This window comes from Marinomonas alcarazii, assembly GCF_003208215.1.
GTDB classification, from domain to species: Bacteria; Pseudomonadota; Gammaproteobacteria; order Pseudomonadales; family Marinomonadaceae; genus Marinomonas; species Marinomonas alcarazii.
On sequence record NZ_QKLW01000004.1, the window covers coordinates 43,582 to 67,137 of the forward strand.

23 protein-coding genes and 1 tRNA gene are annotated in these 23,556 nt (G+C 42.9%); 20 read left to right on the plus strand and 4 right to left on the minus strand.

Annotation, left to right across the window (positions count from 1 at the left end):
- Positions 1-10: 10 nt before the first annotated feature.
- On the plus strand, positions 11-1,597 hold the full coding sequence (locus DFP75_RS10015) for a peptide chain release factor 3 (protein WP_110575189.1): 1,587 nt from the start codon (positions 11-13) through the stop codon (positions 1,595-1,597).
- A 69-nt stretch (positions 1,598-1,666) separates the two neighbouring features.
- Positions 1,667-2,014: an iron-sulfur cluster insertion protein ErpA gene (gene erpA / locus DFP75_RS10020; RefSeq protein WP_110575191.1), complete on the plus strand. Its 348-nt coding sequence runs from the start codon at positions 1,667-1,669 to the stop codon at positions 2,012-2,014.
- 71 nt (positions 2,015-2,085) lie between these two features.
- Here the strand turns inward: erpA and DFP75_RS10025 are convergent, their stop codons facing one another.
- Together DFP75_RS10025 and DFP75_RS10030 are read right to left on the minus strand one after the other, a co-directional pair.
- Positions 2,086-2,928 (minus strand): hypothetical protein, encoded by an 843-nt coding sequence (locus DFP75_RS10025; protein WP_110575193.1) that lies wholly within the window; start codon positions 2,926-2,928, stop codon positions 2,086-2,088.
- Positions 2,929-3,028: 100 nt separating this feature from the next.
- The gene (locus tag DFP75_RS10030) at positions 3,029-3,331 is read right to left on the minus strand and encodes a YhbY family RNA-binding protein (protein WP_110575195.1); all 303 of its coding nucleotides are present in this window, start codon (positions 3,329-3,331) and stop codon (positions 3,029-3,031) included.
- Between the two features lie 99 nt (positions 3,332-3,430).
- Between DFP75_RS10030 and rlmE the strand changes: the two genes are divergently transcribed.
- The 15 genes from rlmE (at position 3,431) to DFP75_RS10105 (ending at position 19,280) form a co-directional block, all read left to right on the plus strand.
- Positions 3,431-4,051, plus strand: coding sequence for a 23S rRNA (uridine(2552)-2'-O)-methyltransferase RlmE (rlmE, locus tag DFP75_RS10035; RefSeq protein ID WP_110575197.1), 621 nt, complete (start codon positions 3,431-3,433; stop codon positions 4,049-4,051).
- A 60-nt stretch (positions 4,052-4,111) separates the two neighbouring features.
- Positions 4,112-6,088 (plus strand): ATP-dependent zinc metalloprotease FtsH, encoded by a 1,977-nt coding sequence (gene ftsH, locus DFP75_RS10040; protein WP_110575199.1) that lies wholly within the window; start codon positions 4,112-4,114, stop codon positions 6,086-6,088.
- 32 nt (positions 6,089-6,120) lie between these two features.
- Positions 6,121-6,954, plus strand: coding sequence for a dihydropteroate synthase (gene folP, locus DFP75_RS10045; protein ID WP_110575201.1), 834 nt, complete (start codon positions 6,121-6,123; stop codon positions 6,952-6,954).
- Positions 6,954-8,300 carry a phosphoglucosamine mutase gene (gene glmM / locus DFP75_RS10050; protein ID WP_110575203.1) on the plus strand — a complete coding sequence of 449 codons (1,347 nt, stop codon included), beginning with the start codon at positions 6,954-6,956 and terminating at the stop codon, positions 8,298-8,300. The genes folP and glmM overlap by 1 nt, the downstream gene beginning before the upstream one ends.
- Before the next feature lie 85 nt (positions 8,301-8,385).
- Entirely contained in the window at positions 8,386-9,135 is a 750-nt protein-coding gene (gene tpiA, locus DFP75_RS10055) for a triose-phosphate isomerase (RefSeq protein WP_110575205.1), read from the plus strand.
- Between the two features lie 3 nt (positions 9,136-9,138).
- A complete protein-coding gene (secG, locus tag DFP75_RS10060) occupies positions 9,139-9,492 on the plus strand; it encodes a preprotein translocase subunit SecG (RefSeq protein WP_110575207.1) in 354 nt (117 codons plus the stop codon).
- Between the two features lie 52 nt (positions 9,493-9,544).
- Positions 9,545-9,630: transfer RNA gene (locus DFP75_RS10065), tRNA-Leu, on the plus strand.
- Between the two features lie 332 nt (positions 9,631-9,962).
- Positions 9,963-10,424 carry a ribosome maturation factor RimP gene (gene rimP, locus DFP75_RS10070; protein ID WP_110575209.1) on the plus strand — a complete coding sequence of 154 codons (462 nt, stop codon included), beginning with the start codon at positions 9,963-9,965 and terminating at the stop codon, positions 10,422-10,424.
- A gap of 28 nt (positions 10,425-10,452) precedes the next feature.
- Positions 10,453-11,943, plus strand: a complete 1,491-nt coding sequence (gene nusA, locus DFP75_RS10075; protein WP_110575211.1) for a transcription termination factor NusA — start codon at positions 10,453-10,455, stop codon at positions 11,941-11,943.
- A 26-nt stretch (positions 11,944-11,969) separates the two neighbouring features.
- Positions 11,970-14,540: a translation initiation factor IF-2 gene (infB, locus tag DFP75_RS10080; RefSeq protein WP_110575213.1), complete on the plus strand. Its 2,571-nt coding sequence runs from the start codon at positions 11,970-11,972 to the stop codon at positions 14,538-14,540.
- A 12-nt stretch (positions 14,541-14,552) separates the two neighbouring features.
- Positions 14,553-14,942: a 30S ribosome-binding factor RbfA gene (gene rbfA / locus DFP75_RS10085; protein ID WP_110575215.1), complete on the plus strand. Its 390-nt coding sequence runs from the start codon at positions 14,553-14,555 to the stop codon at positions 14,940-14,942.
- Positions 14,943-14,951: 9 nt separating this feature from the next.
- Positions 14,952-15,878, plus strand: coding sequence for a tRNA pseudouridine(55) synthase TruB (gene truB / locus DFP75_RS10090; RefSeq protein ID WP_110575217.1), 927 nt, complete (start codon positions 14,952-14,954; stop codon positions 15,876-15,878).
- Between the two features lie 111 nt (positions 15,879-15,989).
- The gene (rpsO, locus tag DFP75_RS10095) at positions 15,990-16,259 is read left to right on the plus strand and encodes a 30S ribosomal protein S15 (protein WP_012068748.1); all 270 of its coding nucleotides are present in this window, start codon (positions 15,990-15,992) and stop codon (positions 16,257-16,259) included.
- Between the two features lie 180 nt (positions 16,260-16,439).
- The gene (gene pnp, locus DFP75_RS10100; protein ID WP_110575218.1) at positions 16,440-18,548 is read left to right on the plus strand and encodes a polyribonucleotide nucleotidyltransferase; all 2,109 of its coding nucleotides are present in this window, start codon (positions 16,440-16,442) and stop codon (positions 18,546-18,548) included.
- Between the two features lie 141 nt (positions 18,549-18,689).
- A complete protein-coding gene (locus tag DFP75_RS10105; protein ID WP_110575221.1) occupies positions 18,690-19,280 on the plus strand; it encodes an LPP20 family lipoprotein in 591 nt (196 codons plus the stop codon).
- Positions 19,281-19,337: 57 nt separating this feature from the next.
- Here the strand turns inward: DFP75_RS10105 and DFP75_RS10110 are convergent, their stop codons facing one another.
- Complete coding sequence (locus DFP75_RS10110; protein WP_110575223.1) at positions 19,338-19,748, minus strand: acyl-CoA thioesterase; 411 nt, start codon at positions 19,746-19,748, stop codon at positions 19,338-19,340.
- Between DFP75_RS10110 and DFP75_RS10115 the strand changes: the two genes are divergently transcribed.
- A complete protein-coding gene (locus DFP75_RS10115; RefSeq protein WP_110575225.1) occupies positions 19,747-20,772 on the plus strand; it encodes a DUF3080 family protein in 1,026 nt (341 codons plus the stop codon). The genes DFP75_RS10110 and DFP75_RS10115 overlap by 2 nt on opposite strands.
- Here DFP75_RS10115 and DFP75_RS10120 read toward each other — a convergent pair.
- Positions 20,769-21,092 carry a hypothetical protein gene (locus DFP75_RS10120; protein WP_110575227.1) on the minus strand — a complete coding sequence of 108 codons (324 nt, stop codon included), beginning with the start codon at positions 21,090-21,092 and terminating at the stop codon, positions 20,769-20,771. The genes DFP75_RS10115 and DFP75_RS10120 overlap by 4 nt on opposite strands.
- A gap of 313 nt (positions 21,093-21,405) precedes the next feature.
- On the opposite strand from DFP75_RS10120, the gene DFP75_RS10125 reads away from it, so the two are divergent.
- Positions 21,406-22,470: a sensor domain-containing diguanylate cyclase gene (locus DFP75_RS10125; RefSeq protein WP_110575229.1), complete on the plus strand. Its 1,065-nt coding sequence runs from the start codon at positions 21,406-21,408 to the stop codon at positions 22,468-22,470.
- Positions 22,471-22,572: 102 nt separating this feature from the next.
- Positions 22,573-23,547, plus strand: coding sequence for a glucokinase (gene glk / locus DFP75_RS10130; protein WP_110575231.1), 975 nt, complete (start codon positions 22,573-22,575; stop codon positions 23,545-23,547).
- Positions 23,548-23,556: the final 9 nt, after the last annotated feature.

Below are 23,556 nucleotides of genomic sequence, written 5' to 3' on the forward strand. Positions count from 1 at the left end.
GAACACTTTAATGGCAGACCAGAATTTCCTTAATGAAGTAAGCGATAGACGTACTTTCGCTATTATCTCCCACCCAGACGCCGGTAAAACTACTATCACTGAAAAATTGCTGTTACTAGGGCAGCTGATACAGACTGCAGGTTCAGTGAAAGGGCGTAAAGGTGATAAGCATGCCACATCAGATTGGATGGCAATGGAGAAGCAGCGTGGTATCTCGATTACCTCTTCTGTGATGCAGTTTCCTTATAGAGATCGTACGGTTAACTTGCTGGACACCCCTGGGCACGAAGATTTCTCTGAAGATACCTACCGAACGTTAACAGCTGTTGATTCTGTGTTGATGGTGATCGACGGTGCGAAGGGTGTAGAGGATCGCACGATCAAGTTGATGGATGTTTGTCGTCTTCGTGATACGCCTATTTTATCTTTCATTAACAAAATGGACCGCGATATTCGTGATCCGATTGAGTTGCTTGACGAAGTGGAAGATGTATTGAAAATTGCCGCGGCTCCTATCACGTGGCCCATAGGTATGAGTGATTTCTTTAAAGGGGTTTATAACCTTTATACTGATACTATCCACGTATTTGTTCGTGGACGTGGTCATACTTTGATGGATGACATTCGTATTGAAGGGTTAGAGTCTGATGAAGCTAAGGAGTTGCTTGGTGATGATTGGGAAGCGTACGTTGAAGAGATCGAGTTAGTTCGTGGTGCTAGTCATGAGTTTGATCATGATGCGTATCTTGCTGGTGAATTAACGCCTGTGTTCTTTGGTACGGCGTTGTCTAACTTTGGTGTTCGCGAAATGCTGGACGGCTTTGTTGAGTGGGCTCCCGCACCGATCGATCGCGAAACAAACTCTCGTACAGTTGCCGCGAAAGAAGAAAAGTTCTCTGGTTTTATCTTTAAAATCCAAGCCAATATGGATCCAAAGCACCGTGACCGTATTGCGTTTATGCGAGTGTGTTCAGGAACCTACAGCCGCGGCATGAAAATGCGTCACTGTCGCATTGGAAAAGATATTAAGGTGACGGATGCGGTGTCTTTCACCGCTGGCGATCGTGAGGGTGTTGATGAGGCATTTTCTGGTGATATCATTGGTTTGCATAACCATGGCACGATTCAAATCGGTGATACCTTTACAGAAGGTGAGGATTTGAAATTTACAGGTATTCCTCACTTTGCCCCAGAATTGTTTCGCCGTGTACGCTTGAAAGATCCAATGAAAATGAAAGCGTTACAGAAAGGGTTGCAGCAGCTTTCCGAAGAAGGTTCTACTCAGCTATTTATGCCACAACGCAATAATGAACTGATTGTTGGTGCGGTAGGTCAGTTGCAATATGAAGTTGTGGCTTATCGTTTAAAAGACGAATACAAAGTTGAGTGCATTTACGAACCCGTTAACGTTAATACCGCTCGCTGGGTTGAATGTGATGATGCTAAGAAGTTTGAAGAATTTAAGAACAAATGTCGTGATAATTTGGCGATTGATGGCGGTGGCCATTTAACTTATTTAGCGCCAACAAGAGTAAATCTGATGATGGCCGAAGAGAAATGGCCTGAAGTACGTTTCCGTTCTACTCGAGAGCACTGATCTATACTTGACTAAATTACTCGGATAAGCGGATAATTCATTTATTGAAATGGTTTTAGTGGTATTGAAATGAGCATGGTTGAATCGATTGATCCTATCGAGTTTACAGACGCAGCTGCGGCTAAGTTGCAATCTTTGATTGAAGAAGAAGAGAACGATCGACTCATGTTGCGAGTTTATGTAACAGGGGGCGGTTGCTCTGGCTTTCAGTATGGTTTTACGTTTGATGAAGAGCATCAAGAAGACGATACAGAAGTTAAGCGTAATGGAGTGACTTTAGTGGTCGATCCGTTGAGCTTCCAATACTTAGTTGGCTCTGAAGTAGACTATAAAGAAAACTTAGAAGGCTCGCGCTTTGTGGTGCAGAACCCTAATGCCACATCAACGTGTGGTTGTGGCGCAAGCTTTAGTATTTAACTCTAGTGTTTTGTTACTGAAACCCTTCAAGCTTCTGGCTTGAAGGGTTTTTTATTGGCTGGCGTTTACAATTAGGCTTTGGTATAGAGATTGGATGCTTGTCTAGCGCTTTGCTCTACGCTGTGAATGTTGCCTTCTAGTGCTGTGTAGTGACCGACAAAAAGCAGGCCTATTTTATTACTTCCTAATACTATCGGTGTTAGGGCGTTGTTCTTGGCTCGCCAAATTCTTAAACCAAACATCTGCTTTGGCAGTGAACTTTCTTCAGCTAACTTACTTTGATTAACATGAGCATAGAGGGCTGAGAGCTGATCTGGCTCGCCATCTTGATCCAGTAAAATGTGGTGATGCCTGGTTTGCTGATCCAAAAATTCTGGCGGATACGGTGTTTTTAGTACAGGCAGAGAATTTTCTTTAGGGAGCGAGTGAAAAAGCTCTAATGTTTCAGGGGAGCCGTTATGTGGCGATAAAAGTAGGGTCATTTCCACAGGTATTCCGTATGAAGGCTTAACCGGAATGTGGAAAATGAGTTGTTTTGCTGGTGGTCGTCGATGAATCTCTGGTGCCATGTATCCCGCTGTTTTGTTGTTTTTGTTTGCGTGTATAGGGGGGACTTGTAAAAAAAGACGCCATTCTTTTTTGTCTAAGTCGAGTTCTTCTGGTGAATGAATGTGGAACTTAGCTTCAAATATGTGGCTGAGTACGTGTTCAATTAGGTTGGCAAATATACTGGTTGAGGCCGTAAGCGATTCTTTATTTTGGCTATCTAGGTATATTTCTTTTACCTGATGCGCAGCAGAGCTTAGGTCAACTGAATCTTGATTACTGGTTATAGGGCGATATTTGACCCGAGAAATGGTTTTTCTCTCGCTCGGTTGATTTGATGCTCGATTGAGCGCCTCTATGAACAGCATAATACGACTCCTTGATTCGCTATCAAGAGTATCGGCCATATCGTTGAAGAGTTTAGAGATAGTCTGTTTTTTGTTCAAAAAAGACTATCTCATGGTGTATTTAGCGAAGAAGATTCGAAAGCTTTGGGTTTGGCTCTAAAGCTGCACGGTAAAAAAGTGCTACTTTGCCAATAGTCTGAACAGTTTCGCATTTCATGATTTTACTGATTTCTGCAATAAGAGCGGTACGAACTTCGCGATCCGCGATGCTAATGCGTACTTTAATAAGCTCGTGATCTTCTAATGCGCGATCTACTTCAGTTAATACGGCTTCAGTTAAACCGTTGCCCGCAATCATAACCACAGGATTTAGCGCGTGGCCGATTAGGCGATATTGCTTTTTTTGGGCGTTTGTTAGACTCATAGTTAAATTTTCTCATATTAGTTGACCCTCTTTATTGGAGGCTTAAGAGGTTAAGCGATATTATAGCGGAATATTGACTAATTTAGGTATGATGAAAACGTGGCAAGATCAAAAAGTAGTAATAATTGGATGAAGGAACATTTTGACGATCCATATGTCAAAAAGTCCCAGCAAGATGGTTATCGCTCTAGAGCCAGTTATAAGCTGATAGAGATTAACGATAAAGACAAGCTATTCAAACCCGCTATGCGAGTTGTGGATCTTGGCGCTGCTCCTGGTGGTTGGTCACAAGTGGCAGCAAAACTTGTTGGGGATCATGGAACAATTGTGGCTTCTGATATATTGGAGATGGCACCCTTGCCGGGCGTGCGTTTTGTTCAGGGTGATTTTACTGAGCAGGAAGTGTACGAGGCTATTTTGGCTGAAATTGGAGATGAGAAAGCAGATCTTGTAATTTCAGATATGGCCCCCAATATGAGTGGTAACAGTTCTTCTGATCAGCCACAAGCTATGTATCTTGTAGAACTTGCTTTGGATATGGCGGCACAAGTATTGCGTCCAGGTGGGAATTTTCTGGTAAAAGTGTTTCAGGGTGAAGGGTTCGAAGAATACCTGAAAACTATGCGGGCTCAATTTGGGTCAGTAGTAACACGTAAACCAGATGCATCGCGAGCAAGAAGTCGTGAAGTTTACTTATTAGGAAGACAATATAAAGGTTAATGGGATATGTTCTGGTATGATTACCAGATACATTTTAAATAACCGTTTAGAGGTGTGCTCTTGAACGATATGCTGAAAAATATACTGTTGTGGTTGGTAATAGCAGCTGTACTACTAACTGTATTTAATAATTTTAATACGACATCTGATACGAACCGAATTTCATACTCTGAATTTGTAAAAGAAGTTCAGGATGGTCGTATTGCCAAAGTGGTTGTTGATGGTTACACCATTAGTGGTAGTAGAACCAGTGGCGACACCTTTGATACTGTGCGTCCAGCGGCAGCTGATCCAAAAATTATGGACGACTTGCTGAGTAATAATGTGGTTGTTGAAGGGCGTATGCCTGAGCAGCAAAGCATTTGGACTCAATTGCTTGTCGCCAGTTTTCCTATTCTTCTTATTCTTGCCATCTTCATGTTTTTCATGCGCCAAATGCAAGGCGGTGGCGGCGGCAAGGGCGGACCAATGTCTTTTGGTAAGTCAAAAGCGCGTCTGTTACCTGAAGACCAGATTAAAACAACCTTTGCCGATGTGGCTGGTTGTGATGAGGCGAAAGAAGATACCGAAGAGCTTGTCGATTTCTTAAGAGAGCCAAGTAAGTTTCAACGCCTTGGTGGTAAAATTCCACGTGGTATCTTGATGTGCGGTCCTCCGGGTACGGGTAAAACCTTGCTGGCAAAAGCGATTGCTGGTGAAGCTAAGGTGCCTTTCTTTACTATTTCGGGCTCTGATTTCGTTGAAATGTTTGTGGGTGTTGGTGCGTCTCGTGTTCGTGATATGTTTGAACAAGCTAAAAAACACGCACCATGCATTATCTTTATCGATGAGATCGATGCCGTAGGTCGTAACCGTGGTTCCGGTATGGGAGGCGGTAACGATGAGCGCGAGCAGACATTGAACCAGCTATTGGTAGAAATGGATGGTTTTGAAGGTAACGAAGGTATTATCGTTATTGCGGCGACTAACCGCCCAGACGTATTGGACCCAGCATTGTTGCGTCCAGGCCGTTTTGACCGTCAGGTTCAAGTTGGTTTGCCAGACATTCGTGGTCGTGAACAGATTCTTAAGGTGCATTTGCGTAAAGTGCCTTGTGATGATGATGTTGAGCCAAAAAACATCGCTCGTGGTACACCAGGGTTTTCTGGTGCAGACTTAGCGAACTTGATAAACGAAGCGGCATTGTTTGCAGCTCGTTCTAATCGTCGATTAGTGAATATGGAGTTGCTTGAGTTAGCGAAAGATAAAATCCTCATGGGTGCTGAACGTAAGACCATGGTGATGAGTGATAAAGAAAAGTTAAACACGGCATACCATGAAGCGGGTCATACCATTATTGGTTACTTGATGCCTGAACATGATCCTGTTTATAAAGTGTCTATTATTCCTCGTGGTCGTGCTTTAGGTGTCACCATGTATCTTCCAGAGGAAGATAAATACAGTATCAGTAAGCGCGGTCTTGAAAGTCAGGTTTGTAGTTTGTACGGCGGTCGTATCGCTGAAGAAATGATTCATGGCTTTGATGGTGTTTCAACGGGCGCTTCAAATGATATTGAACGCGCTACTAGTATTGCTCGCAACATGGTTACCAAGTGGGGCTTGTCTGAAAAACTAGGTCCTTTCGCGTACGAAGAAGATGACAATAGTGGTAGCTTTATTTCTGGGCCAACGGGCAGTAAATCGAACTATTTCTCGCCTGAGACAGGTAAGGTTATTGATGCTGAGGTTCAGGATATTATTAGTCGTTGTTATGAGACTGCGACAAAGATTTTGGTTGAAAATCGTTCAAAACTGGATGTTATGGCAGAAGCCTTGATGCAGTATGAAACGATTGATGCTAAGCAAATTAAAGAAATCATGGACGGAAAAAAACCGTCACCGCCTGAAGGCTGGTCTGATCCAGGTTCCAAGGCTCCTAAAGCAGAAGATGCTGATCAAGTTAAGGATGATGCGGTTTTATCGTCTGATGATGACGTGAAAGCGGATGATGCAGATGCAACTTCTGGTCAGGTGTCGCCTAAATCAACAGGTGAGTGATTTCAAATAGTACTTTTTGATATGGTTTTTTCATGTCGTTAATGTCATTTGGGGATAAGTCGTTAGACTTATCCCTTCCTCATGTTATGGGGATATTAAATATAACCCCAGATTCCTTTTCAGATGGTGGTGCTTTCAACTCATTAGATGCGGCATTGCGTCAATCTGAAGTGATGATCCAAGAAGGCGCTAGTATTATTGATGTCGGTGGCGAATCCACGCGCCCTGGTGCCGAAATTGTATCCACTCAGCAAGAGATGGATCGTGTCTTACCTGTTGTTGAAGCGATCAAGCGTCGCTTTGATATTATTGTCTCTGTTGATACGAGCACCCCGGATGTCATTCGAGCAGCTTCGGCTCTTGGTATGGGGCTGATTAATGATGTAAGGGCGCTTGAGCGTGAAGGGGCTTTGCTGGCCGCTGCTGAGACAAATTTACCTATCTGTTTGATGCATATGAAAGGTGCACCTCAAACAATGCAGGATCGACCTGATTACACTTCTGTGGTGGGCGATGTGGTTGGGTATTTGATGTCTAGGGTTGCTGCGTGTGAGTCGGTTGGAATTGATCGCTCTAGACTTATTTTGGACCCTGGTATTGGCTTTGGAAAGACGCTTTCCCATAACTTATCATTGTTGAGTCATACTGATACTTTAAAGTCATTAGGTTTTGAGGTGCTGATGGGGCTTTCTAGGAAAACCATGATAGGTGATGTACTAGGGAATCCTGTGGAAGAAAGACTTTATGGCACCATGGGAGCAAATGCTTCTGCTTATTTGAAGGGTGCACGTATATTTAGAGTTCATGATGTTAGGCCGCATGTAGAAATGTTGGCGTTAATGTCTCGTATTGAGGGAGCGGTTTAATGCGTAAGTATTTTGGTACAGATGGGATTCGAGGTAAGGTCGGGACAGCGCCTATAACACCTGAGTTCATGTTGAAGTTGGGTTGGGCAGCAGGTCAGGTTTTTAAAGAACATGATAAGAAAATCTTGATTGGTAAAGATACCCGTATTTCTGGTTATATGTTTGAATCTGCGCTGGAATCAGGAATTGTTGCTGCTGGGGCGGATGTGCGCCTAGTGGGTCCAATGCCGACACCGGCAATTGCGTATTTAACGCGAACGTTTCGTGCCAGTGCAGGCATTGTTATTAGTGCTTCACATAACCCTTACACTGACAATGGGATTAAATTTTTCTCAGCTGAAGGTGGCAAGATTTCTGATGAAATTGAAGAGCGCATAGAGTATTTCCTAGAGCAGCCGATGGAGGTTGTTGAATCCAGTCTTATTGGCCGAGCGAAGCGTATTGATGATGCCGCTGGTCGATATATCGAGTATTGCAAGGGTACTTTTCCTATTGGGCTGCAGCTTAGCGGTTTAAAAATCGTTGTCGATTGTGCTGATGGTGCAACTTATCATGTCGCTCCTCGCGTGTTTTCTGAATTAGGCGCCGAAGTAATTCCAATTGGTATCAATCCTGATGGGTTAAATATCAATGAATTCTGTGGTGCAACTAAGCCTGAATTGTTGCGTAAAAACGTCTTAGCTGAAGAGGCCGATTTAGGTATCGCGTTAGATGGTGATGGTGACCGTCTAATACTGGTGGATCGCCATGGCGTCGTGCGTGATGGTGATGATATTTTGTATATCATTGCGAATCATCTGATGCGCACAGGTCGCTTCAGTGGTGGTGTTGTGGGGACGTTAATGAGTAACTTCGGCCTAGAGCTAGCATTTTCTGAAACTGGAATTGGTTTCAGCCGGGCAGCTGTTGGTGACCGTTATGTAAACGAGAAGCTGATGCAACACGGCTGGGTGTTGGGTGGTGAGCCTTCTGGGCATATCGTCTGTCGCTCTATTACCACTACAGGTGACGGTATTATCGCTGCTTTACAGGTTCTTCGTGCCATGGTTGAAGAGGGTAAGGCCCTTGATGAACTGCTTGTCGGTTTGGTTAAGTTTCCTCAAAAGCTAAAGAATATTCGTGTCGCTAAACGGTTTATTCCAAATGAAGAGCCAGCTTTGCAAAAGGCCATTGCGGTTGCGAATGAGCGTTTGAATGGGCTTGGTCGTGTATTACTTAGAGCGTCTGGAACAGAACCTTTGATCAGGGTAATGGTTGAGGGGCGTGATAATGATACGGTCGATGAGTTGGTTGAATATCTTGTTGACGAAGTGAACGCTATTGTTGAGTCAAAGAGCGGCGAATAAAGTGATTTGTGAATTGAAAAAATAAATGCTTGAAACCAAAGCGTCCATTCCATAGAATGGGCGCCTCGAATTTAGGGGTTAGAATATGATTCGTCAAAAGATAGTTGCTGGTAACTGGAAAATGAATGGCTCAAAAGAGAGCATTTCTGCACTTGTTAATGGCCTTCTTGAGATGGATGGTTCTGGCTCTGAAGTAGTTATTGCTCCTTCGTTTCCTTATTTATCTCAGGTCGACAGCCTTATTTCTGGTAGCCATATTGTTTTGGCGGCTCAGAATGCAAGCCAAGAGATAAAAGGCGCTTTTACTGGAGAAGTTTCGGCTTCTATGTTGAGTGATTTTGGAGTTAAGTACGTTTTAGTTGGTCATTCAGAGCGTCGCTCTCTTTATGGAGAATCTGACGAGCTGGTTGCAGCCAAAGTGAAAACGATACTTGAATTGGGTCTGACTCCAATGTTGTGTATCGGCGAAACATTAGCTGAGCGTGAGTCGGGCAAAACTCTTGAAGTTTGTGAACGTCAAATTCAAGCGGTTATTGATTTAGTTGGTATTTCTGCATTTGAAAAGCTAGTTGTTGCTTATGAGCCGGTTTGGGCTATAGGAACAGGTCTATCAGCAAGTGCAGAACAAGCTCAAGACGTTCATGAGTCAATTAGAGCCTTTTTGGCTAAGTCATCTAAATCTGTTTCTGAGAAAGTTCAGATTTTGTATGGCGGAAGTGTTAAAGCATCAACCAGCTCGGCTTTATTTAAAATGCCTGATGTAGATGGTGCTCTTGTTGGTGGTGCATCACTTGATGCAAAAGAATTTATCGCGATTGTAAAAACAGCAGGTTAATAAATGGAAGCACTTATTTTAGTTTTGCATGTACTAGCAGCGGTATTAATTATCGCGTTGGTTTTGTTGCAGCAAGGCAAAGGTGCGGATGCCGGTGCCTCTTTTGGTGGTGGAGCATCCCAAACAGTATTTGGTAGCCAAGGTGGCGGCAGCTTCTTTGGGAAAATGACCGCAGTCTTCGCTTTGGTTTTCTTTTTGACCAGTTTTGGTTTGGCGTTTTTTGCCAGTGAGAAAGCGAAAGGTGTTTCTGGCGCGGTTGATTTTGTTCCTTCAGCTCCTCAGGTTGAAGAAACGACAGGATTGCCAGAGTTAGGTGAAAAGAATAAAACAAATTCTGATATTCCAGTGACTGAGTAATAATTTCATTTAGTTTCTGGCGTTTTGTACTGAAGAGTTTGGAAAGAGTTTTGCGGATGTGGCGGAATTGGTAGACGCGCCACCTTGAGGGGGTGGTGAGCTATGCTCGTGGGGGTTCGAGTCCCCCCATCCGCACCAATATTGAATTGATATCGTATTTTGTGTATGATGTCGAAATATTGATGCAGAGTAATCTGGTTTGTTGAAAGTGTTATGTGTTTTTGTATTCGCTTTCTGTTTGTTTTCCTATCTTAGGTAAGCGCACCAGCTTGTTCTTAGAGTATTTAGTGTCAGGATTGACAACCTTCTTCTGGAAGGCTTCTCTCTCAATTTATTTTGAAGGGAGTGCTAAGAACCCCTATATGGGGTTTTTTGTTATCTGTACTGCTGCACTAAGTTTTTAATGTAAATGGGCCTTGAGCCCGTTTTTTGTTTCTGCGTTTTACAAAAATGATATTCGGAGAAAACGATTGTCAGCGAAATACACGATTTTAGAAGAGCTCATTCGACCAGTTGTTGAAGGGTTAGGTTTTGAGTTTTGGGGAATGGAATATTTATCACTAGGTAAAGATTCTGTGCTTCGTATTTTTATTGAGACCGATGATGAGAAAGGAATTGATGTTGAGGATTGCGCTCGTGTCAGTCGTCAGGTTAGTTCTATTCTAGATGTTGAAGACCCTATCACAGGGGAATATAACCTAGAAGTCTCGTCACCAGGTTTAGATCGGCCTTTATTCAGTTTGGCTCAGTATCAGGCTTATATCGGTTCTATTGTTTCTTTGCGTTTGCGAGTGCCTTTCGATGGCCGTCGTAAATTCAAAGGGCAACTAATGGGGATCGAAAGCGAAGATATTGTTATTCGTGTAGATCAAGAAGAATACTTGTTGCCTATCGATTTGATTGATAAGGCAAATGTAGTTCCACAATTTTAAAAATTAACCTTGAAGAGAGGCTAAAAGGATGAGCAAAGAAATTCTTTTGGTAGTAGAAGCCGTTTCCAACGAGAAAGATGTTCCGAAACAAGTTATTTTCGAAGCCGTTGAAATTGCTTTAGCTAGTGCTGCCAAACGCCGTTTTGAAGAAGACGCATTAATTCGTGTATCTATTGATCAACGTACGGGCGATTACAAAACATACCGTCAATGGAATATTGTTGCGGATGAAGATTATTCTGCTCCTGCTTCCGAGTTAACAATTGATGATTCTGAAGAGCAAAATCTTGGCGTTGCTATTGGCGAGATTTACGAAGAAGAAGTTGAGTCTGAGGCGTTTGGACGCATTGCTGCACAAACAGCAAAACAGGTTATCGTACAGAAAGTACGTGAAGCTGAACGCGCTAAAATGGTCGCTTTGTATTCTGAGAAAGTGGGCAAACTTGTTCACGGTCAAGTGAAGAAAGTGACTCGCGATAGCTTGATTATTGATTTGGGTGAGAATGCTGAAGCATCTTTGCCAAAAGATCAGTTGATTGCTCGTGAAAGCTTCAGAATGAATGACAGAATTCGTGCATTGTTGCTTGAGATTCGTGAAGACAGCCGTGGTGCTCAGTTGATTCTGTCACGTAACGCCCCTGCGTTTATGGTTGAACTGTTCCGTCTTGAAGTGCCAGAAATTTCAGAAGAAGTTATTGAGATTCGCAGCGCTTCACGCGATCCAGGTCTAAGAGCAAAAATAGCGGTTAAAACGAATGATCGTCGTATTGATCCTATTGGTGCTTGTGTTGGTATGCGTGGTGCTCGAGTTCAGGCTGTTTCTAACGAAATGAATGGTGAGCGTGTTGATATCGTGCTTTGGGATGATAACCCAGCGCAATTGGTTATCAATGCGATGGCGCCTGCTGAAGTTGATTCTATTGTGATTGATGAAGACGCTCATTCTATGGATGTCGCAGTTAAGAGTGATAATTTAGCTCAGGCGATTGGCCGTAATGGGCAAAACGTTCGATTGGCCTCCGCTCTAACAGGTTGGTCTTTGAATGTGATGACCAGCGAAGATGCTGAAGCGAAGCAGCAAGAAGAGTCGCAAAAACTAATCGATATCTTTGTTACTGGATTAGATATTGATGATGATTTAGCGATTCAGATGGTCGATGAGGGATTCACTTCTTTAGAAGAAGTGGCGTATGTCCCAATGGAAGAAATGTTAGATATTGACGGATTTGATGAAGATTTAGTGAATGAACTTCGTTCACGAGCAAAAGAAGCTCTTTTGAATAAAGCACTTCAAGCAGAAGAACAATTAGATGATGCCAAACCAGCAGCTGACTTATTAGCTATGGATGGAATGGATAATCACCTTGCATTGGTTCTTGCCTCTATGGGGGTAATTACAATGGAAGATTTGGCTGAACAATCAGTTGATGAATTGCTTGATGTTGAAGGTATGACAGAAGAGCGTGCAGCTAGTCTTATTTTGACTGCTCGCGCACCTTGGTTTGCTGAATCTGAATAAAATCTGAGTACATAAGGGGGAACTTAATGACAGTTCAAACCGTAAAGATACTATCCGAATTGGTAAATACGCCAGTCGATAAGCTACTGGCTCAGATGAAAGACGCTGGTTTGCCTCAAACAAGTGCGAGCCAAGAAGTCTCTGAAGTAGAAAAGCAAGTTCTGTTGAACTATTTAAAGCGTCAGCATGGTGAAGAAAGCGATACAAGTCAGCGTATTACTTTGCAGCGTAAAACCACTAGTACTTTGTCTCGTGGTGACGGCGGAAAAGCGGTTAATGTTGCGGTAAAGAAAAAACGCACCTATGTTAAACGCGATGATGCAGACGAAGAAGCTCAAAAGCAGGAAGAATTGCTGTCGAAACGTCTTGCGGAAGAGCAAGAGCGTTTAGCGGCTGAAGAGAAAGCACGCCTAGAAGCAGAGCGTAAGTTAGAAGAAGAGAAGGCAGCTAAAGCAAAAGCTGAAGCTGAAGAAAAAGCGCGTCAAGAAGCAGCAGCGAAGCCTGCTAAAGCGGATGCTGGCGCGGTAAATGATACGGAGCAGTATGTTTCCGATATAGGAGCGGCAGAACCCGTGGAATCACCGAAGCAGCCAAAAAACCCGAAAAAAGCGTCTCAACCAGCAATGGACAGTAAAAAGTCAACTGTTGCGCCTAAAGGCAAAAAGGGTCCAGTTAGACATGACAATGATAAAGACAAGCCTCGTGGTCGTGCTAATCCAGATAACAAACGTTCACGCGTAAACGTGAATGATGAAGATGAATTTACTCGTCGCGGTAAGTTAGGTCGTAAGAATAAGAAGCCTGCTAAACAAGAGCATGGTTTCCAGAAACCTACAGCGAAGATGATTCATGAAGTCGCTTTGCCAGAAAGTATTACTGTTGCTGATCTTGCTGAGAAAATGGCAGTAAAAGGCGCAGAAGTTATTAAAATTATGTTCAAAATGGGCGCGATGGCGACCATTAACCAGACAATCGACCGTGATACAGCAACGCTTGTTGTTGAAGAAATGGGCCATACGGTTAAGTTTATCGACGAAAATGCTGTCGAAAATGACATGATTGAAGCGATTGACTATGAAGGTGAGGCGATTAAGCGTGCACCTGTAGTCACTGTAATGGGTCACGTTGACCACGGTAAAACATCATTGCTTGATTACATTCGTACTACTCGCGTTGCAGCGGGTGAGTCGGGTGGTATCACGCAGCACATTGGTGCTTATCACGTTGAAACACCTCATGGCATGGTTAGTTTCTTGGATACACCTGGACACGCTGCGTTTACTTCCATGCGTGCTCGTGGTGCTAAAGCAACGGATATCGTTATCCTTGTTTGTGCCGCTGATGATGGTGTAATGCCTCAGACTATTGAAGCGATTCAGCATGCTCGCGCTGCTGAAGTGCCTATGGTTGTTGCTATCACTAAGATAGATAAAGAAGGTGCGGACTTAGATCGTGTTAAAAACGAACTTGTTGCACAAGAAGTTGTGCCAGAAGAATGGGGCGGTGACGTTCAGTTCGTAGGCGTATCGGCTAAATCTGGTGAAGGTATCGAAGAACTTCTAGAAGCGGTTCTTTTGCAATCTGAAGTACTTGAACTTACCGCTGTGCCTAGTGCTCCAGCTAAAGGTGTTGTGGTTGAGGCTCGCCTTGATCGTGGCCGTGGTTCTGTAGCGACACTGCTTGTACAAAACGGTACTTTGAAGAAGGGCGACATTGTGTTGGCTGGTCTTCAAATGGGTCGTGTGCGTGCTTTGTTGGACGAAACTGGTAAAGCAATTGATGCCGCTGGTCCTTCTATCCCTGTTGAGATTCTTGGTCTTGATGGAACACCGGAAGCGGGTGAAGAATTCATTGTGGTTGCTGATGAGCGTAAGGCTCGTGAAGTAGCTAACTTCCGTCAAGGTAAGTACCGTGAAGTGCGCTTTGCGCGTCAGCATTCTGCTAAGTTAGAGAACTTGTTCTCTGAAATGGGCAAAGACGAAGTTCGTACCTTGAACGTGGTTCTTAAAGCGGATGTTCGTGGTTCTCTTGAAGCTTTGATCAAGTCTTTGACTGACTTGAATACAGACGAAGTAAAAGTAAATGTTGTTTCTAGTGGTGTTGGTGGTATCACCGAGACTGACGCAACTTTGGCACTTGCTTCTGATGCGGTTATCTTCGGTTTCAACGTTCGTGCAGATAGCTCAGCTAAGCAGTTTATCGAGCGTGAAAGCATCGATCTTCGTTACTACAGTGTTATCTACAACATTATTGATGATGTGAAATCTGCATTGTCTGGCATGTTGTCTCCAGATCTTCGCGAGGACATCAAAGGTACTGCTGAAGTACGTGATGTATTCCGTTCGCCTAAGTTTGGTTTGATCGCTGGTTGTATGGTTATCGAAGGTACGGTTTACCGTAACAAGCAGATTCGTGTACTACGTGATGACGTTGTTATTTACGAAGGTGAGCTTGAGTCTCTTCGTCGCTTCAAAGATGCTGTTAACGAAGTTAGCCGCGGTATGGAGTGTGGTATCGGCGTGAAGAACTACAACGATGTCAAAGTAGGCGATAAGATCGAGGTTTTTGAAACCGTCGAAGTAGCGCGTACGCTTTAATAGGACAAAATCATGGCAGGCGAATTTAGTCGTACTAGTCGGATTGGTGACCAGCTCCAAAAGGAGCTGGCGTCCTTGATCCAGTTTGAAGTAAAAGATCCTCGTTTAGGGTTGGTTACTGTCAACGAAGTGCGTGTAGCAAAAGATTTAGGTTATGCGGATATTTACTATACCGTTCTTGGTAAAGATGATCAGCCAGAAGTATTGGCTGAGAACCAAGCAGCACTTGATAGTGCAAAAGGGTTCTTGCGTCGTCGTTTAGCACAAGAAGTAAAACTTCGTGTTATGCCGCATTTGCGTTTCCATTATGACCAGAGTGTTGTAAATGGCTCGCGCATGTCTGCTCTTATTGACGAAGCAATTCGTGATGATGAGACAAAAAACGGTAAAGAAGACGAGTAATAAGTTCGTATGGTTAAAGCAAAATGGCGTTCAGTGGACGGTATTGTCCTGCTGAATAAGCCGATAGGTTTAAGTTCTAACCAAGCCCTGCAGCGTGTCCGTCGTCTTTATCAGGCGGCAAAAGCTGGGCACACTGGGGCGCTTGATCCTTTGGCAACTGGAATGTTGCCATTATGTCTTGGTGAGGCGACTAAATTTTCTCAGTATTTATTGGATGCAGATAAGCGCTATTTAACCTGTATTCAACTGGGGAAAAGAACAACCACAGGCGATCGAGAGGGTGATGTGTTGACGGAAGAGTCGATACCGTCACTTACTGATGATGAGCTTGAGGCTGTTTTGGACAGATTTCGTGGTGAAATAGAGCAAATACCACCAATGTATTCTGCTTTAAAGCATGAAGGAAGACCTTTATATGAGTATGCTCGTCAGGGTATTGTCATTGAAAGGAAACGTCGTCGCGTTATTATTTCTAATCTTACCCTTGTTTCAAGAACGGAAGATACACTGACTTTAGATATTCAGTGTTCTAAAGGTACTTATATTCGAACGATTGGTGAGGATATTGGTGAAGCATTGGGCTGTGGTGCTCATCTTCATTCATTGCATCGTATTTCTACGGCAGGATACTTGCCTGAAAATATGATGACGTTGGAGGAGTTTGAGTCCATTGCAGAGCAAGGTTATGAAGCGTTAGATTCTCATCTAATTTCTATGGATACGGCCGTTGAGCATTTTGTTAAAGTGGATTTACCTAAAGTAGATTCGCTGGATATGATGTTCGGTCGAACTGTCCAAAGTCCTGTTTCATTAGACCATGAAACGGTAATTAGAATGTACGATCATGAGTCTCAGCGATTCTTAGGTCTTGGTCAGATTAAAGGGGCGACTATTCGTCCTTATCGATTAGTTAATACGAGTGAGTTCTCTTTATAAATAGCAGTGAGTTCTGCTAAAAAGAGTGTTAAACTTGCTGGTCTAGGATAACTGAAAATATGCTCGGCTATCCTTTACTTTTAATAGCATATTAATTTGGAGATTAAGATTATGGCATTGTCTGCAGAATCAAAAGCAGCGTTGGTAAAAGAGTTTCAAGTAGCGGAAGGCGACACTGGTTCTCCTGAAGTTCAAGTAGCATTGTTGACTAAGAACATCGAAGGTCTTCAAGGTCACTTTAAAGCTCATATCCACGACCATCATTCTCGTCGCGGTCTAATCCGTATGGTAAACCAGCGTCGTAAGTTGTTGGATTACCTTAAGCGTAAAGATGCAGCACGTTACACTAGTTTGATCAAAAAACTAGGTCTGCGTCGCTAAGACTGAGAAAGGGCCATAAGTGATTATGGCCCTTTTTTTATTGGTCTCCCAAGGGACAGCCTGTACTTCATATACACTTTTTTCTCTCTGTAAGTGGGAGAAGCGAGAAGAGTTTATATGAGTACTGGCTTAAAAAGAGGTCTTTGGGAGAAGAATTATTTTTAATAAAAAGGAATACGCGTGAGTATTACTACAAAAACTTTTCAGTTCGGTAACGATACCGTAACGCTAGAAACAGGCCGCATTGCTCGTCAAGCAACAGGTGCTGTTCTTTGTACAATTGGTGATGCGCAAGTACTTGCTACTGTTGTAGGTGCTAAATCAGCTAAACCAGGTCAAGACTTCTTCCCACTGTCTGTTCATTATCAAGAGCGTGCTTACGCTGTTGGTAAAATCCCAGGTGGTTTCCTAAAACGTGAAGGTCGCCCTTCTGAAAAAGAAACGCTAACTTCTCGTTTGATCGACCGTCCAATTCGTCCATTGTTCCCTAAAGGGTTCATGAACGAAGTTCAGGTTGTTTGTACTGTTATGTCAACAAACACTGACCTAGACGCTGACATTGCGGCTATGTTGGCAACGTCTGCAGCATTGACTATTTCTGGTATTCCATTCAACGGTCCTATTGGTGCTGCTCGTGTTGGCTTTAACGACGAGTCTGGTTATGTGCTTAACCCAAGCTACTCTGATCTAGACGGTTCTTTGCTAGACATGGTTGTTGCTGGTACTAAAGACGCGGTATTGATGGTTGAGTCTGAAGCACAAGAGCTTACAGAAGACGAAATGCTAGGTGCGGTTCTTTATGCTCACAAAGAAATGCAAACGGCTATTTCAGCTATTACTGAATTTGCAGCTGAGTGCGCTAAGCCTCGTTGGGATTGGGAAGCTGAAGCGGCAAACGTTTCTTTGACTGACGCTCTAGAGTCTGGTTATGCAGCTCAAATTGAAGAAGCATACGGAATCAGTGAGAAAATGGCTCGTTACGCTCAACTAGGTGTTGTTCGTGACGCTGCTGTTGCTGCGCTTGTTGCTGAAGAAGGCGAATTTACAGAAGCTGACGTTGTTGGTGCTTTCTCTAAACTTGAAAAACGCATTGTTCGTCGTCGTGTAATCGATGGCAAGCCTCGTATTGATGGTCGTGACAACAAAACGGTTCGTCCAATTGACGTAGAAGTGGGTTTGCTAAGCAAGACTCACGGTTCTGCTTTGTTCACTCGTGGCGAAACTCAGGCGATTGCAACTTGTACTCTAGGTACGAGCCGCGATTCACAAATGACAGATGGTTTGACTGGCGAAAGCAAAGACAGCTTCATGCTGCATTACAACTTCCCTCCATACTCTGTTGGTGAGTGTGGTCGTATGGGTGGTGTTGGTCGTCGTGAGATTGGTCACGGTCGTCTAGCGCGTCGTGGTGTTCAGGCTGTGTTGCCTTCTGAAGATGAATTCCCATACACAATCCGTGTGGTATCTGAGATCACTGAATCTAACGGTTCAAGCTCTATGGCCTCTGTTTGTGGTGCGTCTTTGTCTATGATGGATGCGGGTGTTCCTCTTAAAGCACCAGTTGCGGGTATCGCAATGGGTCTTATCAAAGAAGACGACGGCTTTGCAGTATTGACTGATATCTTGGGTGACGAAGATCACCTTGGCGATATGGACTTTAAAGTAGCGGGTACTGCAGAAGGTATCACTGCGCTTCAAATGGACATTAAAATCGAAGGCATCAACGAAGAAATTATGGACATCGCCTTGAGCCAAGCGCTTGAAGCTCGTACTCATATCCTTCGTGAAATGGCAAAAGTAATTGGTTACGCTCGTCCAGAAGTGTCTCCAAATGCGCCATCTATGGCGACGATCAAAATTGATCCAGAGAAAATTCGTGACGTTATCGGTAAAGGTGGTGCAACAATCCGTTCTATCACTGAGCAGACAGGTGCTTCTATCGATCTAGATGACGATGGTACAGTGCGTATCTACGCGGCTGATAAAGCATCTTCTGACGCTGCTTTGCTTAAGATTCATGAAATCACTGCTGAAGCAGAAGTTGATAAGCTTTACAAAGGTAAAGTTGTTCGTCTTGCTGAGTTTGGCGCATTCGTAAATATCTTACCTGGTAAAGATGGTCTAGTTCATATTTCTCAAATCGCTGAAGAACGCATTCGTGCGGTTTCTGACTTCTTGTCAGAAGGCCAAGACGTGATTGTTAAAGTACTAGATGTTGATGCACGTGGTCGTATCAAGCTTTCTATGAAAGATGTAACTGAAGAAGAAAAAGCAGCTTATACTGAATAATTTTTAGTGTAAATTGATGTAAAAGGGCGCTATTTATAGCGCCTTTTTTTGTTTTTAATGGGTCTAATAGACTAGAATGAAAACATCATAAATAACACTCTCATTTGTTGTTTGACTGACTTATTAAACAAGGAAAAGCGCATGACGTTTAAAGTAGTAAGTGTATTGGCTGCCAGTTTGGTGTTGGCTGCCTGCAGTAAAGATGTAGTAAATACCCCTGTTGCTGATGTTCCTGATTGTGTGTTTGCTGATGGTTCAAATCAAGCGGCACCAGAATGGGTGTGTGGTGCACCGGTTGAGGGTGTGGAATTATCTGCAGTTGGTTACAGTGAAAAGTCTGCAGCCGGCGCTAATTATATGAAGCAAATGGCAACGACAGCTGCACGCGTAGAATTAGCTCAAGTACTAAGTGTTGATTTGCAAAACATGGTTAAGCAATATGTTGAAACGACAGGCGCTGCCGATGCTGAAACGGTTGATCGTGTTAACAGCGTGGTGACAAAACAAATAACTGAGCAAACCTTGATAGGATCTAAGGTCATTCGCCAGATGCCAACCCCAACGGGTGGTTTAGTGGTGTTGGTTGGTTTAGACCCATCTCAAGCTGAAGGTATTGCTGAAAGTATTTTGCGTACATCTATGAGAAATGAAGCGGCTTTATTTCAGAAATTAGAATCTGAAAAGAGTTTTGATGAATTGGCTTCTGAGATAGCAAAACGACGTGCTAATTAATGGATGAACGATGGGAGACAGGGTTATCTTGTCTTCCATCATTTTCCGGAATAGGTGTTAAACACCTTCTTCTTCGTCAAAGATGGGTGTCGGCTTTTTATTGCTGTCTACTGCCACAAAATTAAAATGCCCAGTGACGGCTTTTGTGCGTTTGTCGCTGTCGAGCTGTTCAAGAAAAATAGACACTTCTACTTTTAATGACGTTCTGCCAACGTGAACTACGCGGGCGATAAGTTCAACCAGAATGCCAGATGGGATTGGTTGTTTAAAATCGACTTGCTCTGTTGAAATGGTAACCATGGTTTTTCTTGAAAACCGAGTGGCTGCAATGTAAGCAACTTCGTCCATCCATTGTAAAGCGATGCCGCCAAATAATGTGTCGTAATGGTTTGTCGTGCCAGGGAAAACCATTTTGGCCACGCGTGTTTCTGAAATTTCTTCTCGTTTTTGGATGAGTAGCTTGTTCATGTTAATAAAGCCTTTTCGTTCTTATCTTCTGTTGTTCGCTATTATACTCGTTGTTGGCGGTTGTGATACTCGCTTTAAAGGTGAAGCTTTTCTGAATGAATATGTCGTAGATTTAAATCGCTCTCAGTCATTGTCGATTTCTTCTCCTGCGATTGTTATGCCGAAAACGTTTCCTTCAGCACGATATAGACAGCAAACTTTAAGCCAATTTGATATTGGTTTATTGGATTTTCTTTCTCTACAGCAATGTGATGTAGGGGCTGTTGCCGGAAGAAAGAACAGTATTCTAGGTAAGGTAATGCCTGATAGTCAGCGATTTTTGTACGAACTAGATATTATTCGTGCGATTGAGTCCTGCGATATTAAGAATGAATCCTTGTCAGAAGAATTGCACCAAGTCGCTGCGCAGAAAAGACTTGAATTGTCTAAAGCGTTCTCAAATGCACTTTTTAATGGCGTAGAAAGCGATGCCTTTTTCAGCCTATCGAATGGTTATTTGCCACTTAATTACTCTACGGCGGAGCAGCAGGAGTTGTTAGATTCACTTAATCGATTGGTGGTGATTGGCGAGAATTTGCAAGATTTACCTGTGATTGATGCTGGGACTTTTGAGGATGATCTGAAGGTCTTGATAGACAGTGAATATGCTGGACGTTTATTGTATTCGTTAGCGCGTATAGCGGATTATTTAAATCTTGTTGCGAGTAATGTGCATGCTTTAAATGAAGAGGTTTGTGGTGCGCCAATGACATTTTTAAAGCAACAATTTGAGACACATTATGTGCAGAAAATTCAGCCATATATGGGGCGAATTAACCGTGGTGCTTATCAGGTATTACCGCTGTTAAATCAATTATTCCAAATAAGTCAGCCGCTAAGTATCGAAATGGCTGAGTTTTCAAGTCAATTTTCTTTGCAGCAAAAAGGAAGTGAATGGCAGCGTTATCAGTCGGCGTCTCAGTATCATGCTAAAGAGTGGAGTGCATTATTCGAGCGCTGCTCTGTCTCAATTCAAGATCGTTAGATGCGAACACTCAGCTGTTGTTCTAAGCTTTCAACGGCATCATATTGGTAAGCAGGGCCATTCGCTAAAGGTTCTTGGCTTAATGCTTTTAAAAGAGCGATGTTCGCGATCGGGTTCTCACCAATGTTGTGGGAAAACTGCATTGGCCGAGTCAGAGCATGAGGCTGATGAAAGCTTAATTCATCATCTGCGTTCATGATAGACGGGCCTGGTTGATTGAAGAGGCTCATCAATAAAGCGAAATTAGCGTTTCCAGATACAGCTTGGCCCGCTTTACTGCTTTGAGTTACCTGCGTTTCAATAATTTCTCTTATATTCATTTGTGTACCTAGTTAGCCACTCTTAAATTAGCTATCGGCACAGATAAAATTTTCTTAAAGAAAACAGGTAAATAAAAGAAGGCTGAGTTGTGCTAGGTGGTGATGAAAGAAAAGAATATGATGTGATATTTGTCTCTGAGGCATACAAAAACGCTGTTTTTGTATGATTATTCATCACTTTTTTGTTCCATCTATAGCTCAAAGTAATTAAGCATCGTACTATAATGCAGTTAGATCAATGAGGTTTTTAGGGTCTGGTGCTTCTATATAGAATTAATGAACCGCTTAATTTGACTGCGGTAAGGCATAATGCATGCATAATATTAATGAATTGATCGATAATGTTAGACACAATGAAGAGATAGCACGCAAATTTTTTGAAATTGAGCGTTGTATTCTTTCGATTGGTCGCTGTGATCAGTTTGTTTCGACTCTTACTAAAGAAGTGCAAAAACAATTCAATGTTCCTTATGTTTGGGTGAATTTAATCAACGAGGCTCCTTTGTCTCATTTGATTGAAAGCTTGGAAAAAATGCCTGATCTACGCGATAGGGTGTTATTTACAAGACGCCGTTCAATGATTGATATCATTAAATCTAGCAATAAAACAGTTTTGGTTAATACCAATCTAAGCCGCTGTTGGGAGATTATCCCAGCGGTTTACCGAGATATCATTTCGTCCGTTGCTATTTCGCCTTTAACGATTGATGGTGAGCTTGTGGGTTTATTTTGTCAGGCTGATTCGGACAGTACTCGCTACGATGCCACTACAAAAGACACTTTCTTACTTGATCAGTTGGCCATCAAAATTTCCATTTGCCTTAGCAATGTGACAGCAAGAGAAAAGCTTGAATATTTGGCGACTCGAGATCCCTTGACTGGTTTGTTAAACCGCCGACAATTAGAGTTAATGTTAGACCGCGAATTCGCTCGCTCTAAGATGCAGGAGCGTGATTTAACGGTGGTTTTTATTGACTGCGATGCTTTCAAATCGATTAATGACACATTAGGCCATAACTGTGGTGATGAGGTGTTGGAATACATCGCCAAGCGGCTATTAAAATATGTACACAAGCAAGGGTTGGCATTTCGGTTTGCTGGTGACGAATTTGTTTTTGTTATGCCGGGTAAAAGCTATGAGCAGGCCATTCTCATCGCTGAATCTATTCAGGAATATCTACAATCTAATCCATTAAGGTACAAATCTAACCTTGTACCTATTACTATTAGCTACGGTGGTGCTAGTGTGTCATCTGACAGACCAAGTAACTATAAACATCTGTTGAAGATCGCAGATGAGCGTCTCTATGATTATAAAAATAACCGTAAAAGATTAGTGCCTACAAAGGTGTTCAAGTTTTTAAACAGGCTGAGATAAAATGTAATTTTATTACATTTTAGCCTTTGTTTTTTCAGGGTTGCGGTATTTTTCACCTCATTTTTGTTGTAAAATTTCAAGAAAATTAAATAGGGTTCGTTTATGTCCCATGCTTTAATCGCCGATCTCGGCGGAACTAATGCGCGCTTTGCCTTGGTTCCCATTCATCAGTATGAGCCTCTAGAAGTAAGAGTGCTTCCCTGTGAAAATTATGAAACCTTTTTTGATGCTGCTGCCGATTACATTGAAAATTGCAGTGTCGGAATGGATGATATTGACGCTGTAGTGCTAGCGATTGCAGGTCCTGTAAATCAGCCGGTGATTAGGTTCTCTAATAATCCATGGCAGTTTACTCGTAGCGAAGTAGAGTCGTATTTTGGTGACAATAAAGCGGTTGCTTTGTTGAATGATTTTGATGCTGTTGGTCACTGCCTAGAAATCTTGACTCCTCAGGATTTGGTGGTGGTTGGCGAACGATCTGAAGTAGATCCCAAAGGCGCTTGTTGGGTGGTTGGGGCTGGGACAGGTCTTGGTGTCGCCTGTGTTGTTCCGCAAGATCATGGCCCAAATATTGTTTTGCCAGGCGAAGGTGGTCATGTTGATTTGTCTGCTTGTAATGACGTCGAGGATAATATTTTAAAGTTTCTTCGTACTCGTCATCATAGAGTTTCTGCTGAACGAGTCCTATCTGGCATGGGGTTGGAAAATATTTACGAAGCGTTGGCCTTGCAACAAGGTATTAAAAAGCGTTTAACTGCACCTGAAATAGGTGACGCGTTGAAATTGGGTAATGATCCGATAGCGACAGCGACCTTGGATCAGTTTTTTGTCTTTTTAGGACGAGTGATTGGCGATTTGGTGTTGTCGGTTGAATCCCGCGGAGGGGTTTATATTGCCGGTGGTATTGTGCCTCGTTATCTAAAAGAAATTCTGAAAAGTAGCTTTCGTGACGCGATGCAGGATAAAGGTCGTATGAAAGATTTCGTGTCACCGATTCCTACGTTTGTTGTGATGTCTGAATACCCAGGGCTGATGGGCTGCGCATGTTATGCATCTCATCTAGTATCGAAAGCCTAGATTTAGTTG

Excerpts from the sequence above, each read along its gene's own strand:
- erpA (WP_110575191.1), top strand. The coding sequence starts at position 1,667 with ATGAGCATGGTTGAATCGATTGATCCTATCGAGTTTACAGACGCAGCT.
- rbfA (WP_110575215.1), top strand. The coding sequence starts at position 14,553 with ATGGCAGGCGAATTTAGTCGTACTAGTCGGATTGGTGACCAGCTCCAA.
- glk (WP_110575231.1), top strand. The coding sequence starts at position 22,573 with ATGTCCCATGCTTTAATCGCCGATCTCGGCGGAACTAATGCGCGCTTT.
- tpiA (WP_110575205.1), top strand. The coding sequence starts at position 8,386 with ATGATTCGTCAAAAGATAGTTGCTGGTAACTGGAAAATGAATGGCTCA.
- secG (WP_110575207.1), top strand. The coding sequence starts at position 9,139 with ATGGAAGCACTTATTTTAGTTTTGCATGTACTAGCAGCGGTATTAATT.
- infB (WP_110575213.1), top strand. The coding sequence starts at position 11,970 with ATGACAGTTCAAACCGTAAAGATACTATCCGAATTGGTAAATACGCCA.
- folP (WP_110575201.1), top strand. The coding sequence starts at position 6,121 with ATGTCGTTAATGTCATTTGGGGATAAGTCGTTAGACTTATCCCTTCCT.
- rpsO (WP_012068748.1), top strand. The coding sequence starts at position 15,990 with ATGGCATTGTCTGCAGAATCAAAAGCAGCGTTGGTAAAAGAGTTTCAA.
- DFP75_RS10120 (WP_110575227.1), bottom strand. The coding sequence starts at position 21,092 with ATGAATATAAGAGAAATTATTGAAACGCAGGTAACTCAAAGCAGTAAA.
- DFP75_RS10030 (WP_110575195.1), bottom strand. The coding sequence starts at position 3,331 with ATGAGTCTAACAAACGCCCAAAAAAAGCAATATCGCCTAATCGGCCAC.
- DFP75_RS10025 (WP_110575193.1), bottom strand. The coding sequence starts at position 2,928 with ATGCTGTTCATAGAGGCGCTCAATCGAGCATCAAATCAACCGAGCGAG.
- DFP75_RS10115 (WP_110575225.1), top strand. The coding sequence starts at position 19,747 with ATGTTAATAAAGCCTTTTCGTTCTTATCTTCTGTTGTTCGCTATTATA.
- DFP75_RS10105 (WP_110575221.1), top strand. The coding sequence starts at position 18,690 with ATGACGTTTAAAGTAGTAAGTGTATTGGCTGCCAGTTTGGTGTTGGCT.
- DFP75_RS10125 (WP_110575229.1), top strand. The coding sequence starts at position 21,406 with ATGCATAATATTAATGAATTGATCGATAATGTTAGACACAATGAAGAG.
- DFP75_RS10110 (WP_110575223.1), bottom strand. The coding sequence starts at position 19,748 with ATGAACAAGCTACTCATCCAAAAACGAGAAGAAATTTCAGAAACACGC.
- truB (WP_110575217.1), top strand. The coding sequence starts at position 14,952 with ATGGTTAAAGCAAAATGGCGTTCAGTGGACGGTATTGTCCTGCTGAAT.
- glmM (WP_110575203.1), top strand. The coding sequence starts at position 6,954 with ATGCGTAAGTATTTTGGTACAGATGGGATTCGAGGTAAGGTCGGGACA.
- DFP75_RS10015 (WP_110575189.1), top strand. The coding sequence starts at position 11 with ATGGCAGACCAGAATTTCCTTAATGAAGTAAGCGATAGACGTACTTTC.
- nusA (WP_110575211.1), top strand. The coding sequence starts at position 10,453 with ATGAGCAAAGAAATTCTTTTGGTAGTAGAAGCCGTTTCCAACGAGAAA.